Origin of the sequence: Endozoicomonas arenosclerae, assembly GCF_001562015.1 — a bacterium.
Classification (GTDB): Bacteria; Pseudomonadota; Gammaproteobacteria; order Pseudomonadales; family Endozoicomonadaceae; genus Endozoicomonas_A; species Endozoicomonas_A arenosclerae.
Map to the genome: position 1 here is coordinate 1 of NZ_LASA01000041.1, position 14,105 is coordinate 14,105.

Below are 14,105 nucleotides of genomic sequence, written 5' to 3' on the forward strand. Positions count from 1 at the left end.
CTTGTAGCAGGCTCCCAGGGTCTGAGGTGCTCATATTCATTGCACAAATAGCGCCGTATGATTTCAGCATCTGTTTTATCATTTTTTTGACGGCGCCCAATACCTTTGGCGTAGTAATGTACATCTCTGGGGTTGAGCACATAGACTTCGTGGACTCTTTCGAACGCAATAGAGGCCAGTAGCTGGTGGTAACAGCCCGTTGCTTCCATAGCCAGGGCTGTTGACTGGGGCAGAGAGAGAACCCACTCCGTGATCTCTGTGGGTGAATTAGCAATACGTTTGAAAGAACCATCCTGACTACAAATGTCTAACCATTGCGAAGACACATCAATACCAATGAAGTTAAGTATTGTTTCCATAACGGTCACCTAGATCTAATCTTCATACGGGGGGGGGGTGACCACAAGCTGGCGTTAGCTTGCAAAAATTGTCTACCGTAAGGTAGGAGTGCTCCTAATCGTCGCTCATGCTTGTGGGTGGGGATTTCTCAGTCAGTCTGTCCGAAAGGCAGTAAGCAGTCGATGCCCCTCACCCCCGCCTCTAACTTTATACAAATAATTAGAGACAGGTTAAACATACAAGCGTGTCGAAGGGAATCATGTTGACGATAGCTCTGGCCGGCCCACTCTGTTCCAGGGCGTAACCCAGCGCTATACCACCGGCAATGAGCCATAGAACATCCCAGTTAATTTGCTTGATATCCTTTGTATCAATAATCCCTGTCAGTGAGAAAACAATGACAGGCAATAAGGCGACAGTGTATGAGTTTATGCCGTGCAGGCTTGAAGTAATCCAGAGCAGTATGGTCAAGGCTGTAGTGATATAAACGACTTTGGCTTTTGCGGACTGCTCAAAAGCTGAGTGTATCTCCAAGTTTATAGCTTCGATGCTCGTAGGGTAGATCTTCCTCAATAAATACCAGCTGATCAGGATCAGTACACAGGCGACAGGGACGGCAAACATCATCCAGTCACCAAAACTCATGCTGTATTCACCCGTAAGGTATCTGAAAGCAATCGCATTGGGTGGTGTTCCAATGGGAGTACCTATACCGCCCAGATTGGCTGCGATAGGAATAGCCATCACCATGGCTTTGATTCCAGGGTCCTGTTTATTAACGTTCTGCAGCAGGGGGGCCAGTAATGCCAGCATCATGGCTGTAGTAGCCGTGTTACTCATAAACATTGAGAAAGTGGCTGTGATGGCCATCAAGCCCAGCATAACATTGGCATAATTGCTGCCAATGGGCTTTAGCAGCACTCGGGCCATGTTGATATCAAGCTTATACTTGGTGGCTGCAATAGCGATAAAGAATCCGCCCATAAAAAGCACGATCACAGGAGCAGCAAGGCTGGCCATGATCTCTTTGTAACTGAGCAGGGTTTCTGGAGGCAGTGAGTCTCTCAATATGAATGGGGTGCTGTCTGATACAGTGACGGCAAGAAGACCCAGAATCATAAGAGACGTGGAGAAGGCTGGCACCAGTTCAGTAACCCAAAGCAATGTCGCAAGAATAAAGAGAGCCAGAACTCGCTGTCCTGCGACAGTGATGCCTTCAATAGGTATAGCGGAAACAGGAAGTACGAGAAGGATAATGTAGATGCTGGCTATGATGGCCAGCTTGTTATATCGAGACATGATGTTTTTCTATTGCTGTGGGGATTGAGCAAACTAATACTCGGATTAATATGTTAATCATGTGGGCGGTAGTTGCATTGCAATAGATCAATAATCTTGTGCGGAAAGATTGGGGGGGCTCTGAATTCAGCCGAGAGATTTAAAGCTGTTGGAGGTGTGAAACCGTTTTTAAACCGGAGGATAGTAGCTTCAGGCAGATAACCTGAAGCTACATGAGTGACTATCCCAAAAACGCCTGGTAAGCCTTGTTATCGGTTTCTTCACAGTAGTGATAGCCCAGTTCATCCAGGAATCCGGCAATGTGCTCTCTTTCCTGTTCTGGTACTTCCAGGCCGACTGCAACGCGGCCGTATGCTGCTCCGTGATTCCGGTAGTGGAACATGCTGATGTTCCAGCGTGCACCCAGTTTATTCAGAAAGTTCAGCAGTGCACCCGGGCGTTCCGGGAATTCAAAACGGTAAACCACTTCATCCTGAACGGCTTTACTGTGTCCACCTACCATGTGGCGAACATGTAGCTTGGCCATTTCATTTTCAGTGAGGTTCTCTACCGGATAACCTTTGTCTTTCAATTCGTTAATCAGGTTATCGATGGGCATCTGATCCGGATGCACCTGAACACCCACAAAGATTCGAGCGTTTTTTGGATCGTGGAAGCGGTAGTTGAATTCAGTGATGTTCCGCTTGCCTAGCGTTTCACAGAACCGTTTGAAGCTGCCGGGCTGCTCGGGGATGGTGACCGCGATGATGGCTTCGCGCTTTTCACCCAACTCAGCACGCTCAGAAACATAACGGAGCCGGTCAAAGTTGATGTTAGCTCCACTGGCTATGGCCATCAGTTTCTGATTACTGGCACCCGTTTCATTGACGTATTTTTTCAAGCCAGCCAGTCCTACTGCACCGGCTGGTTCACAGACCGAACGGGTGTCATCAAAGATATCCTTGATGGAAGCGCAAATTTCGTCGGAACTTACAGTAATCACTTCATCAATGTATTCCCGGCAAAGCTTGAAAGTTTCTTCACCAATCTGCGCTACGGCTATGCCGTCGGCAAAAATACCCACATGGGGAAGAGTGACTCGCTCATCGGCTTCCAGTGCGGCTTTCAGGCAGGCGGACTCTTCATACTCAACACCGATGACTTTAATGTCAGGACGCAGGTATTTGATATAGGTGGCAATGCCCGCTGCCAGGCCGCCTCCACCCACAGGAACAAAGATTGCATCAAGCTGGCCGGAATGCTGACGCAGGATTTCCATTCCAATGGTGCCCTGACCGGCAATGGTATATGGATCATCGTAAGGGTGGAGGAAGGTATAACCTTTCTCTTCAACCAGTTTCAGGGAGAAGGCCAGGGCCTGATCGAAGGTGTCACCGTGCAGGATGACTTTAGCCCCTCTGGCTTCACAGGCTTTGTATTTGATCTCCGGGGTGGTGCTGGGCATCACGATAACCGCTTCAATCCCCATGGTTTTAGCTGCCAATGCGACGCCCTGAGCATGGTTACCGGCTGAAGCACAGGTTACTCCTCGTGCTTTTTCCTCTGCGGTCAGCTGAGCCATCTTGTTGTAGGCGCCCCGGATCTTAAAGGAGAACACTGGCTGCAGGTCTTCACGTTTGAGAAAAACCTGATTATTCAGACGCTTGCTGAGAAAGGGAGCCTCATGAATTGGAGTCTCAATTGCCACATCGTAGACTTTGGCTTCGAGTATCTTTCTTATGTACTGATGAGGCATGGGACTTCACTTTCTTTGATAGCGGTTCTTGGTTTGACCGATTCTAAACAGCCATGAGAGCAAGAAACAATCTTTTATCGCGCTTGAGTGATAAAAGGCGGAATAAAACCGCCCTGAACCGAAAATTAGTTCAGCGATCCTCAGGCTGAGGGAGTATAATCCCCGGCTTCATTGTATATGACCGCAAGGTAGAGACATGACCCAGGACGAGCTGAAGAAGGCGACTGCCGAGGCTGCATTGCAGCGAATTCTCCCTCATCTGGAAGATGACATGATCATCGGTATTGGCACCGGATCCACAGCCAATTTCTTTATTGATGCTCTGGCAGAGCATAGAAACAGCTTTGACGGTTGCGTGGCCAGCTCAGAAGCTTCAGCTGACCGTCTGAAACAGCATGGTATTCCTGTCTATGACCTGAACAGTGTCAGCGAGCTGCGCTTTTACATCGATGGTGCTGATGAAACCAACGAACACCTGCATCTGATCAAGGGCGGTGGCGCAGCCCTGACCCGTGAAAAGATTGTGGCTGCAGTGGCTAAAGAGTTCATTTGCATTGCGGATGGCAGCAAGAAGGTAGACGTACTGGGTGAATTCCCTCTGCCTGTCGAAGTCATTCCAATGGCTCGCAGTCATGTAGCCCGTGAACTGGTTAAACTCGGCGGAGACCCTGCGTACCGTGAAGGCGTTATGACGGATAACGGCAACATCATTCTGGATGTCTGGAATCTGAAAATTACTGACGCCATTGGTCTGGAAGAAAAAATTAATCAGATCGTGGGTGTGGTCACCAATGGTTTATTTGCTGCGAGACCGGCGGATGTATTGCTTTTGGGTACTTCTGAAGGGGTGGAGACAATCAAGCCCTGAATGATGTGAGCCGGGTATAAGCCCGGCCATTTCCCTGTCTGTTAGAAAATGCTGCTTAAAAAGAAGTGAAGAGCGGCCAGAATACTGCCTAAAGAAAGCGATAATAAAATCAGCTCACCTGTTTCAAGTTCATGATCCTTCGTATTGTGCTGCTTCATATCCATACTGCTTCTCCCTACATCTTACTTATTTTTTGACTCTTCCCTTGCTGGATGTTTTCACTTTAGGTTTGGATCGGCTCTGTAGCCTTACTACGTTGGTCGGTGTTTAGACTGAAGTCGAAGAAAAAAGTGCGGAAAAAGGGCTGTTATGACTGAAAAAAATCCTTAATATAGCTTTTCGAGAGCAAGAAGGATTTAAATAATAATTAAATGGAATTAGGTCCTTTTCGAGAGAACAGCAGCATGATAAGAAAAATGAATAAAACACTGGCCGCTCTGGCCGCTCTGGCCGCTCTGGCCGTATCCGCAGCCGTTGCAGGGGCTTCCGGCCTGGCACAGGCAGCCGACACGATTAAAATTGCCCTGGCAGGCCCGGTTACGGGTCCTGTAGCCCAGTATGGTGATATGCAGTTCACTGGTGCCAAGATGGCTGTTGAGCAGATCAACAAGCAAGGTGGCGTGAATGGCAAGCAGCTGGAAGCTGTGGTCTATGACGATGCTTGTGATCCCAAGCAGGCGGTGGCGGTGGCCAACAAAATCGTCAATGATGACATCCGTTTTGTAGTGGGACACCTGTGTTCCTCTTCCACTCAGCCAGCCTCCGATATCTATGAAGATGAAGGTGTGCTGATGATCACTGCCGCATCCACCAACCCCGACATTACCAGTCGTGGCTATGAGCTGATATTTCGTACTATCGGTCTGGACAGTCTTCAGGGACCAACAGCGGGTAACTACATCGTAGAAAGTGTTAAGCCAAAGCGCATGGCTGTCATTCATGACAAGCAGCAGTACGGTGAAGGTATTGCTACTGCCGTTAAGAATACCGTTGAGAAAGCCGGAGTCGATGTGGCTGTCTTTGAAGGCGTGACACCAGGCGATAAAGATTTCTCTGCTCTGATTGCCAAGCTGAAAAAAGAAAACGTGGACTTTGTCTACTACGGGGGTTACCATCCGGAGCTGGGCCTGATCCTGCGTCAGGGTGCTGAAAAAGGTCTGAAAGCCAAGTTCATGGGGCCAGAAGGTGTTGGTAACAAAGACATCTCAGCCATTGCCGGTCCTGCTTCTGAAGGTCTTCTGGTGACTCTGCCCAAGAGCTTTGATCAGGATCCTGCCAACGCCAAGCTGGTAGCAGCTTTCAAAGCTAAAGGCGAAGACTCCACCGGTCCTTTTGTATTCCCTTCCTACTCCGCTGTTCAGGTTATGGCTGAAGGTATGACCCTGACCAAGAGTGAAAGCCCTGAGAAGGTAGCGGGTGCTTTGCGCTCTAACAACTTCAAGACGCCTACTGGCAATCTGGCCTTTGACGGTAAAGGTGACCTGAAAGACTTCAGCTTTGTAGTTTACGAGTGGCATGCTGATGGCACCAAATCTGTAGCTTCAAAGTAGTTATCTGAATGATAAATACCATCGGGCCCTGTCTGATGGTATTTCCATTCGAAAGGGAATGACTTGCTCTCAAGGAGCCTGACCGAGAATAGATTGCTTGGCCAGGTTCCAGGCCGGTTCTGAGCATTCAGTCAACCGGTCTTAATACTTCTGCCTGACAATACATTTGAAGTAAGCCGAGTAGATGATTTCTTTTTGTGACTCTCAGCGTTTGGAAAAACGCGGTAAGAATAACAAAGTGCTGTACCTTGCCTGATACGGAATACTGACAGGCGACGGAGAATAATAAATATGCCTGAGTCTTTTTTTTACTTCATTCAACAGCTGTTGAATGGCCTGACCGTGGGCAGTACCTATGCCCTGATAGCCATTGGCTACACCATGGTGTATGGCATTATTGGCATGATCAATTTTGCTCATGGTGAAATCTACATGATCGGCAGTTATATCGCTTTTGCGGTGCTGGCTGCGCTCGCCATGATGGGCATAGACAGTGTTTCACTGATGCTCATTTCCGCTTTTGTCATCAGTATCATCATCACCAGTACCTATGGCTTTGCTGTGGAGAGGGTGGCCTACCGGCCCTTGAGAAACAGTAATCGACTGATTGCTCTTATCTCTGCCATTGGTATGTCCATTTTTCTGCAGAACTATGTCCGGCTGGCCCAGGGATCAAGAGATATAGCCATGCCCAGTATGATCAGTGGTGGCTGGACCTTTGGCCCTGAAGACGGCTTTCATGCAACTGTGTCGTATATGCAGTTGATCATTTTTGTGGTGACGTTCATTTCCATGACGGCCCTGACCCTGTTTATTTCCCGTTCCAAAATGGGCAGAGCCTGCAGGGCCTGCGCTGAAGATCTGGGTATGACCGGGCTGCTGGGTATCAATACTAACCAGATTATTTCCATCACGTTTGTCATTGGTGCTGCTCTGGCTGCTGTAGCAGGTGTATTACTTGGCATGTATTACGGAGTTATCAATCCCTACATCGGCTTTATGGCTGGCCTTAAGGCCTTCACTGCTGCTGTACTCGGTGGAATCGGAAGTATTCCAGGTGCTGTATTAGGTGGTTTGATCCTCGGGGTTACAGAAGCGTTTACGGCTGGGTACTTCAGCTCGGAATATAAAGATGTTGTCGCTTTTAGTCTTCTGGTTCTGATTCTTCTGTTCAGACCCACCGGTATCCTGGGCAAGCCGGAGGTTGAGAAAGTATGAAGTCTTTACGTTTTACCCCGGCCATACTGTCTACCGTTGTATTACTGGTGTTAACCAGTCTGATGCTCGGTATCCGCCTTGAACCTTCAGGTGTTGGTCTGAAAGTAACGATGGCTGAAACCTCTTCTCTGTATTGGATTGCAGCAGGTGCGGTTGTTGTTTTCTTCTTCCAGTTGTTTCGCGCGCCCATTGATCGCGGGATGTCAGGCATCAAGCAACAGTTGCCTTCTGTCCCTAAAGAGCCTTTGAGACAGATTGCCGATAAAAAGGGATTTAAAACAACGCTGATCTGTTTTGCTGTGGCGGGTCTGATGATCTGGCCATTCTTTGTTTCCAGGGGGGCTGTTGACCTGGCTACTCTGGCTCTTATTTACGTGATGTTGGGGCTTGGCCTGAACATTGTGGTAGGTCTGGCGGGTCTGCTGGATCTGGGATACGTTGGTTTTTACGCTGTGGGTGCTTACAGCTATGCATTATTGAATCAGTATCTGGGGCTCGACTTCTGGAGTAGTCTGGTACTGGGTGGTGTTCTGGCCGCCTTCTTTGGGTTTGTTCTTGGTTTTCCTGTGCTCAGGCTTCGAGGCGACTATCTGGCCATTGTGACCCTGGGTTTTGGTGAGATTATTCGAATCCTGCTCAACAATTGGACTTCAATAACAGGCGGTCCAAACGGCATCAGTCAGATTCCCAAACCCAGTCTTTTTGGTCTTGAGTTTGGTCGTAGAGCTAAAGAAGAGGGGAATGTCCCTTTTCACGAATTCTTTGGTATTGATTACAGCAGCACCTATAAGGTTATTTTCCTGTACATACTCGCGGTGCTTTTGGTGATAGCCACCTTGTTTGTGATCAATCGCCTACTGCGTATGCCCATAGGAAGAGCATGGGAAGCATTGCGTGAAGACGATATTGCCTGTCGCTCATTAGGATTGAACCCTACGGCCATCAAACTTTCTGCATTTACCATTGGTGCCGCTTTTGCGGGGTTTGCCGGTACTTTCTTTGCTGCCCGTCAGGGGTTTATCAGCCCAGAGTCGTTCACTTTTATTGAATCAGCCATCATTCTGGCCATTGTGGTTCTGGGTGGCATGGGTTCTCAGGTAGGTGTCATTCTGGCTGCTGTGATCATGACCGTACTGCCGGAGTTTGCCCGTGAGTTTCAGGAATACCGGATGCTGATGTTTGGCCTGATGATGGTGTGCATGATGGTATGGCGACCTGAAGGTCTGATGCCTATGAAACGGCCTCATATCAAGATCAAGTCGAAAAAGTCCGAGACGGAGAGTTCCGTCAAGATCCCATCAGTTGCTGAAAGCGTATAGAGGGAGGCATCAGAATGAGTGAATGTTTACTGGAAGTTTCTGATCTGAGTATGCGCTTTGGCGGCCTTCTGGCAGTGGATCAGATGGCATTAAAAATTCGTCCGGGCGAAATTGTTTCGATGATTGGTCCCAACGGTGCTGGAAAAACGACAGTATTTAACTGTCTGACTGGCTTCTACCGTGCCTCGGGTGGATCAATACAATACAAAAATCAGGCTATTGAGAAAATGCCCGGCTATAAGATAGCCAGGCTCGGTGTCGTTCGTACTTTCCAAAACGTACGTCTGTTTAAAGGTATGACGGTGCTGGAAAATCTGCTGGTTGCCCAGCATCGTCATTTGAAAACAGGGCTGTTAGCCGGTCTCTTCAAAACTCCGGGGTATCGGAAAAGTGAAGAGAAAGCGATGGAGCGAGCGGAGTTCTGGCTGGAAAAGGTAGGGCTGACCGAGTTTGCTAATCGTGAAGCTGGTAATCTTGCCTATGGTCAGCAACGCAGGTTGGGAATTGCTCGCTGTATGGTGACTCAACCAGAACTGTTGATGTTGGATGAACCTGCAGCCGGTTTGAATCCAAATGAAACCGCTGAACTGGATAAACTCATTTCAGATTTGCGACGGGATCACGGTGTTACGGTTTTGCTGATTGAACATGATATGAAACTGGTCATGGATATCTCTGATCGGATTTATGTCATCAATCAGGGGCGTCCTCTGGCCTCGGGTGTGCCAGAGGATATTCGCAATAACCCTGAGGTGATCAAGGCTTATTTGGGAGAAGGGTGATATCGAGTTTCGGGATTCTTCCAGCAGTTGTAGTAGTCCCAGTTGCTGAATGAGTCTTCAGGCTCGTACATATCGATCTTGACGCTATCCGGGTGTTTGATGTGCAGAGGGTTGGAGAGCCAGAGATAGCTGAAAGCATCTCTGCCTCTGGCACTTAACCCTCTGTATAGCCTGAAGCAATACAAGGCATAATTATTGTTTCGAAAGGCGAGATGGACTTCTTCACCGGTAAGTTCGTCCAGGCCCAGCTCTCGCAGGGTCTGGTTGACTTGCTCCATGGCCCAAAAAGGGTAGGGAGTATAGTGACAGTCGCTGGTCAGATTACTTTCAGGGGTACAGTTCTGGCTGTTGTTTGATTCATTATTGAAAGAAGCTCGCAAACTGGTTGAGGAAGAGCTTTCGTTGCTGGCAATCAGCCTCTCATTAATGCTTTCATAGCCCCATAACATTTCCATCAGAAACTTTCTGGGATCGTTTAATTTTTGGAACTGCTTCTGAAGCTCTGCCTGGGTATCACGTGTAAAGGGCTGCATTATGGAAGAGGCCTGATCATAAAAGTCATAAGCCTGGGTTCCGTTAACGAGATAGACGGGTTGTGCTAAGTCGTTAAAACGAAGGGTGTATTCGCCATTCTCAGTAAAGTGAAGCTCCCAGTTATTCAAGACAACATCAAGGCCTACTTTATCCTTCTCATGTTTCTGGTTGTACTTGATTATTGTTCTGGCAATATCCAGCTGTTTTTCAAAAAAGGTCATCACTTCTTCTTCATTGGCAGCATCAAGGTAGTTTTTCGCTAGATTTTTTCCTTCCAGAAAGGGCTGGACCACATAAACTATTCCTTGTCCCCCTGAATACCATTCCCCCCAGGTGTAGCGTTTGGCTTCAAGAGCAACGAGTTGAGTATCGGTTGTCGCAATCCCAAGGGCATGAAGGCGTTGCCGGTATTCTTCAATATGCTCGATGTGTTTTTTTGCATCCTCAAAAGTGTAGAAACCCGGTAGCCTACGTACATGCTTTCCAGGTAGTGAGCTGATTTTCAAGCCCATGGTTGTCGAGCCGGCACCAATAATTTTGGCGGACACTTTGCTGGACTCAAGGTCATGGATATTAATTCCTTGTTCAAACTTGATAAGCTTTTCAACCAGCTCTTGATCCATTTTTGTTTCTGCAGTTGAAGTCCGTTTAGAGGAGTCCAAATAGCATTGATGGCAGAAGAGGTGATCCTTTCCGCCAGCCTGGCAAATGTGTGCAAATATGAAAGAGCTTACGCTCAAGAAAAGCAGGTAGAAAGGTCTACGAAATAAATAGAATGAATGCACTGCCAGAACCTGTTTTGTTTTTGTTGATCGATGAAATATAGAAGGTTTTACGAAGTGTGCTTTCTTTGAAAGTGCGCTCTGCTGTTTTTTTAATGGAAGGACAGTACAAAGTACTTTGCTTATTTTGTGATCGTTTAAGCTGAAAAGCCCTGCTCAAAATTCTGGGCAGGGCAATGCTTTCCATTGTTAGCTCATGAATTAAAGAAAGTTTATGTTTAATGCAGCGGCTGCTTAATGGTCTTTTGACTGTTTAGAATGTCTTTGAAATTCCACTGCTCCTTTTTTCCTTTTCAATGGTATCGAAAAGCGAAGCCAAACTGGGGCCAGTGAAGTCTGCATTGCAGTTTGCATTGTGTGAGCAGGGGAAGCATTACTCTAAGACATTGTGAATGGAATAGAGTGGGAGATCTTATTTCATTTCTGGTATCTTCTTTGTCTCATATAACAATCAGAATAATTAAAGGGCAGTAGTTGTATGTCGGCACCGGAACCTCTTCTCAGTATTCAAAACATCTCGACCTATTACGGCAAGATTCAGGCACTGGATGCAGTCAGTGTGGACATTGCAGCCGGAGAAATCGTTACTCTTATTGGCGCCAATGGTGCTGGTAAATCCTCGTTGCTGATGACTATTTGTGGAGATCCTCAAGCTGAATCCGGTTCTATTCAATACAAGGGACAGGAATTAACCGGCAAACCTACATCAGAGATCATGCGTTCCGGGATTGCCGTTGTGCCAGAGGGCAGAAGAATTTTCTCTCGCTTAACGGTTGAAGAAAACCTGACCATGGGTGGCTTTTTTGTAGACGGGGAGCCCTTCAAGAAAAACTATGAACATGTGCTGGAGCTGTTTCCTCGCTTGAAAGAAAGGCTGAATCAGCGTGGAGGCACCATGTCCGGTGGTGAACAGCAGATGCTGGCTATTGCCAGAGCTCTGATGAGCAGTCCTGAATTGTTATTGTTGGATGAGCCCAGTCTGGGTCTTGCACCCATCGTGATTCAGCAGATTTTTGAGATTATTGAGCGTCTTCGAGAGGAAGGTGTGACCGTTTTTCTGGTGGAACAGAACGCTAATCAGGCTCTGAAGCTTGCAGACAGGGGTTATGTACTGGAAAATGGGCGCATCGTTTTGCAGGGAGGCGGTGCTGAATTGTTGGCGGACGATGCGGTTCAGAAAGCCTATCTGGGTGCCTGAACGGTTTTCTGGCGAAAGCCGGGGAATCTTCTCTCTTGAACTGTGAACAGACCGTTCATCTATTCATGCCTCTCTACTCATCGATGAAGGAATCAGGCTGGACACCTGTAAGCACCAGAGCTTCTGATGTTCAGCTGGCAAATTGGACGCAGATTCTGATCGCTACACTGGAAGAGTAATGCCTGAATAGCGATTATGAAGTACGAGGTGAGCATTATGGAAGCTTCGAATGATCGACTGTCCCGTAGGGAAGTTGCCCTTTTAACCTGTTCTTTATACAGTCTGGCTGGAACTATGGTCTGGTTACTTAAAACCATTCACTGATCGGCCAAAAAACCGGTTTTCCTGATGATGGCCTGGGCTTTGTCCATAAGACCCACCAGGTCATCCAGAGGCAAACTATCCTGTTTGAAACCTCCCAACATCGAAAGATTATCACTGGGGGGAACTCTGGGGTTAACCGGGAATTCATTATTCAGCTCAGTCATCAGCAACTGAGCTTCTTTCCCTGACAACCATTCCATAAAGGCAATAGCTTCTTTTTCAGCATGGGTGCTTTTTGCCATGGCAATGGCGGAAATACCCACGTGTACCCCTTGTCCTCGCTGGTTTGGCCAGAAAATCCCTAGTTGAAGGTCAGGCTTTGCCATCTTGGCTCTGGAAAAATAGTAGTGATTAACAATGGCAGCATCGCAAATGCCTTGCTCGATGGCTTTAATGGCTTCTGAGTCACTTTTCATGGGTGGAAGGGCAAGATTATTGACCCAGCCGCTGAGAATCTGTTCTGTATCCGCAGCACCGTATCTGAGTATCAAGCTGGCGATCAGTAGTTGGTTGTATGGGTTCATTCCGGAAATCATACAGAGCCGATCTGCCCAGTTGGGGCCTGCCAATGCCGCGTAGCTGAACAGTTCCGAATGCATTACCTGGTCAGACTTATAAACGATAGCTCTGGCCCTGAGACTGATGCCAAACCAGATATTCTCTTTAGACCTCAAGTGCTCAGGGATATTATGGTTCAACACCTCTGAACGGACCGTTTTGAGCAGCCCGCCTTTCTGGGCTTCAAATAGAGAATGGATGCTTTTGGCAAAGAACAGATCCGCTTCGCGGGACTGCTCCGGGCTTTTGAAGGACTCGATCAGCCGCTCTTCCTCGACTTCGACCAGTTTGATTTTGACGCCACGAGCTTGCTGATACTTCTCGGTGAGAGGGGTAATCAGCTCAACATTTCGAGTGCTGTATATCACCAGATCGTGGTGAGCCATACTCTGACTGGAAATCAATAATCCTGACAGAATCAAAGCTGTAAGGCCGGCGTTGAGTCGCTTCATACTGATAATGAGGTTATCTGGTGAGTATATTTTCAGAGTATCGGCGCGATGACCTGCTCTTGAAGAGATGGATCAGGAGGGTTTAGGGGGAAAGCCTTCAAGCACTCGCTCATTGCTGATGGTTAAATCGTATTTGGCATCCTGAAGACTGAAAATAATACTGCCGGGTTCATAGTTATAGCCCTGCTGAACCGTGTGTAGAGCTTCAGAGGTCTTTCCCAGAAAGGCCTGAGTTGCCACAAGGTAGTTGAACAGATCTGAAGCAACGGAGTAGCGAAGCTGAAGGGCATTACTGAGCAGGTGGTCCCTGTGTTGCAGCAAGTTCTGCTCAAGCTCAGTCATCCTGGTATGGAGCTTTTCATGATCATCAGGCTTCAACTTGTCGAGCCCTAACAGGTAATAAGCCCGAAATTGTCGTACAGGATATCGATCTTGTTGTATCCAGAAGGTTAACTGGCTGCGAGAGCGCGCCCTATAGCAGTCATATAATGCTTTGTGAATAGACTTCATAGACTTCTCAAACCGCTTTTTATCTTCCTCGTAGCTACTTTCACTGGGCTCTATTAATTTTGCTCGTACTTCTGTAAGGGCTATGTCTCGTTTATCAAGCTCCGTGTCTTCTGTTGCCGAGCTGTAGCCACTGTCTGATCTCAAGCGTGTTTCAGAGAGACTGGCTTCAGACCATTGAGAGTCAGGAGCCTTTTCTTTCTCAATCTTCTGCTGCTTTTCTCTGAGGTTTTTTAGAGCAGGGGGAGCTGATAAAGGAGGAAACCTTCCCTTTGTTGGCATTACTGTTCCTCCTTTGTGAGAGCCTGGTTCGGGCGACAAAACTCTGTCATGCCCATAGGACAGCCGGTACCTTTCCCCTGCTTATCGGCTCTAAAACTTTCTCTTAAAGAGGCGATGCAATAGAGGATAAACCGTTCGACTCTCAGAGAGCGGTGGTTACAGGGATTTTCAGTGGCAGGGACGGCCAGGTAATGCAGGAATCACAGCAATCTAAAGACAGTAAATTCAGGCACGGGCTAGCAGTTACCCTCTTTGTCTGGTTCATGGTTCTGTCTCTCGGGCCTATCACGGTCATTGGTGTTAATGAGTATCGTGAAGGCAAGGACACCATTGTGCAGAGTCGCTATGAGCAGCTCAG

13 protein-coding genes are annotated in these 14,105 nt (G+C 47.7%); 6 read left to right on the plus strand and 7 right to left on the minus strand.

The genetic code is table 11. The annotated features are described in order from the left end of the window. From WG89_RS02930 to ilvA, 3 genes are all read right to left on the minus strand, one after another. Nucleotides 1–359 (minus strand): IS110 family transposase (locus WG89_RS02930; RefSeq protein WP_153301395.1); only part of this gene is annotated, 359 nt, incomplete at its 3' end. A gap of 199 nt (nt 360–558) precedes the next feature. Further along, nucleotides 559–1,638, minus strand: coding sequence for an SLC13 family permease (locus WG89_RS02935; protein WP_062261015.1), 1,080 nt, complete (start codon nt 1,636–1,638; stop codon nt 559–561). A 220-nt stretch (nt 1,639–1,858) separates the two neighbouring features. Next, nucleotides 1,859–3,373, minus strand: coding sequence for a threonine ammonia-lyase, biosynthetic (gene ilvA, locus WG89_RS02940; RefSeq protein ID WP_062261018.1), 1,515 nt, complete (start codon nt 3,371–3,373; stop codon nt 1,859–1,861). A gap of 196 nt (nt 3,374–3,569) precedes the next feature. On the opposite strand from ilvA, the gene rpiA reads away from it, so the two are divergent. Continuing rightward, nucleotides 3,570–4,241, plus strand: coding sequence for a ribose-5-phosphate isomerase RpiA (gene rpiA, locus WG89_RS02945; protein ID WP_062261020.1), 672 nt, complete (start codon nt 3,570–3,572; stop codon nt 4,239–4,241). Between the two features lie 41 nt (nt 4,242–4,282). Here the strand turns inward: rpiA and WG89_RS32675 are convergent, their stop codons facing one another. Continuing rightward, on the minus strand, nt 4,283–4,405 hold the full coding sequence (locus tag WG89_RS32675) for a hypothetical protein (protein ID WP_281177671.1): 123 nt from the start codon (nt 4,403–4,405) through the stop codon (nt 4,283–4,285). Between the two features lie 252 nt (nt 4,406–4,657). On the opposite strand from WG89_RS32675, the gene WG89_RS02950 reads away from it, so the two are divergent. From WG89_RS02950 to livG, 4 genes are all read left to right on the plus strand, one after another. Further along, the gene (locus tag WG89_RS02950; RefSeq protein ID WP_062261052.1) at nt 4,658–5,791 is read left to right on the plus strand and encodes a branched-chain amino acid ABC transporter substrate-binding protein; all 1,134 of its coding nucleotides are present in this window, start codon (nt 4,658–4,660) and stop codon (nt 5,789–5,791) included. A 291-nt stretch (nt 5,792–6,082) separates the two neighbouring features. Next, complete coding sequence (gene livH / locus WG89_RS02955; RefSeq protein ID WP_062261024.1) at nt 6,083–7,009, plus strand: high-affinity branched-chain amino acid ABC transporter permease LivH; 927 nt, start codon at nt 6,083–6,085, stop codon at nt 7,007–7,009. After that, nucleotides 7,006–8,328: a high-affinity branched-chain amino acid ABC transporter permease LivM gene (locus tag WG89_RS02960; protein WP_062261028.1), complete on the plus strand. Its 1,323-nt coding sequence runs from the start codon at nt 7,006–7,008 to the stop codon at nt 8,326–8,328. Before livH ends, WG89_RS02960 begins: the two co-directional genes overlap by 4 nt. Nucleotides 8,329–8,342: 14 nt before the next feature. Continuing rightward, a complete protein-coding gene (gene livG / locus WG89_RS02965) occupies nt 8,343–9,110 on the plus strand; it encodes a high-affinity branched-chain amino acid ABC transporter ATP-binding protein LivG (RefSeq protein WP_062261031.1) in 768 nt (255 codons plus the stop codon). Here livG and WG89_RS02970 read toward each other — a convergent pair. After that, entirely contained in the window at nt 9,092–10,267 is a 1,176-nt protein-coding gene (locus WG89_RS02970) for a hypothetical protein (protein WP_062261035.1), read from the minus strand. The two genes, livG and WG89_RS02970, sit on opposite strands and share 19 nt — an antisense overlap. Nucleotides 10,268–10,904: 637 nt before the next feature. Between WG89_RS02970 and WG89_RS02980 the strand changes: the two genes are divergently transcribed. After that, nucleotides 10,905–11,624: an ABC transporter ATP-binding protein gene (locus WG89_RS02980; protein WP_062261043.1), complete on the plus strand. Its 720-nt coding sequence runs from the start codon at nt 10,905–10,907 to the stop codon at nt 11,622–11,624. Between the two features lie 317 nt (nt 11,625–11,941). On the opposite strand, the gene WG89_RS02985 is transcribed toward WG89_RS02980, so the two are convergent. After that, nucleotides 11,942–12,958, minus strand: coding sequence for an extracellular solute-binding protein (locus WG89_RS02985; RefSeq protein WP_062261046.1), 1,017 nt, complete (start codon nt 12,956–12,958; stop codon nt 11,942–11,944). Nucleotides 12,959–13,030: 72 nt separating this feature from the next. Continuing rightward, a complete protein-coding gene (locus WG89_RS02990) occupies nt 13,031–13,747 on the minus strand; it encodes a hypothetical protein (RefSeq protein ID WP_062261049.1) in 717 nt (238 codons plus the stop codon). Between the last annotated feature and the right edge of the window lie 358 nt (nt 13,748–14,105).

Excerpts from the sequence above, each read along its gene's own strand:
- livH (WP_062261024.1), top strand. The coding sequence starts at position 6,083 with ATGCCTGAGTCTTTTTTTTACTTCATTCAACAGCTGTTGAATGGCCTG.
- WG89_RS02960 (WP_062261028.1), top strand. The coding sequence starts at position 7,006 with ATGAAGTCTTTACGTTTTACCCCGGCCATACTGTCTACCGTTGTATTA.
- WG89_RS02935 (WP_062261015.1), bottom strand. The coding sequence starts at position 1,638 with ATGTCTCGATATAACAAGCTGGCCATCATAGCCAGCATCTACATTATC.
- WG89_RS02980 (WP_062261043.1), top strand. The coding sequence starts at position 10,905 with ATGTCGGCACCGGAACCTCTTCTCAGTATTCAAAACATCTCGACCTAT.
- WG89_RS02985 (WP_062261046.1), bottom strand. The coding sequence starts at position 12,958 with ATGAAGCGACTCAACGCCGGCCTTACAGCTTTGATTCTGTCAGGATTA.
- WG89_RS02970 (WP_062261035.1), bottom strand. The coding sequence starts at position 10,267 with ATGGATCAAGAGCTGGTTGAAAAGCTTATCAAGTTTGAACAAGGAATT.
- livG (WP_062261031.1), top strand. The coding sequence starts at position 8,343 with ATGAGTGAATGTTTACTGGAAGTTTCTGATCTGAGTATGCGCTTTGGC.
- ilvA (WP_062261018.1), bottom strand. The coding sequence starts at position 3,373 with ATGCCTCATCAGTACATAAGAAAGATACTCGAAGCCAAAGTCTACGAT.
- WG89_RS02950 (WP_062261052.1), top strand. The coding sequence starts at position 4,658 with ATGAATAAAACACTGGCCGCTCTGGCCGCTCTGGCCGCTCTGGCCGTA.
- rpiA (WP_062261020.1), top strand. The coding sequence starts at position 3,570 with ATGACCCAGGACGAGCTGAAGAAGGCGACTGCCGAGGCTGCATTGCAG.
- WG89_RS02990 (WP_062261049.1), bottom strand. The coding sequence starts at position 13,747 with ATGCCAACAAAGGGAAGGTTTCCTCCTTTATCAGCTCCCCCTGCTCTA.
- WG89_RS32675 (WP_281177671.1), bottom strand. The coding sequence starts at position 4,405 with ATGGATATGAAGCAGCACAATACGAAGGATCATGAACTTGAAACAGGT.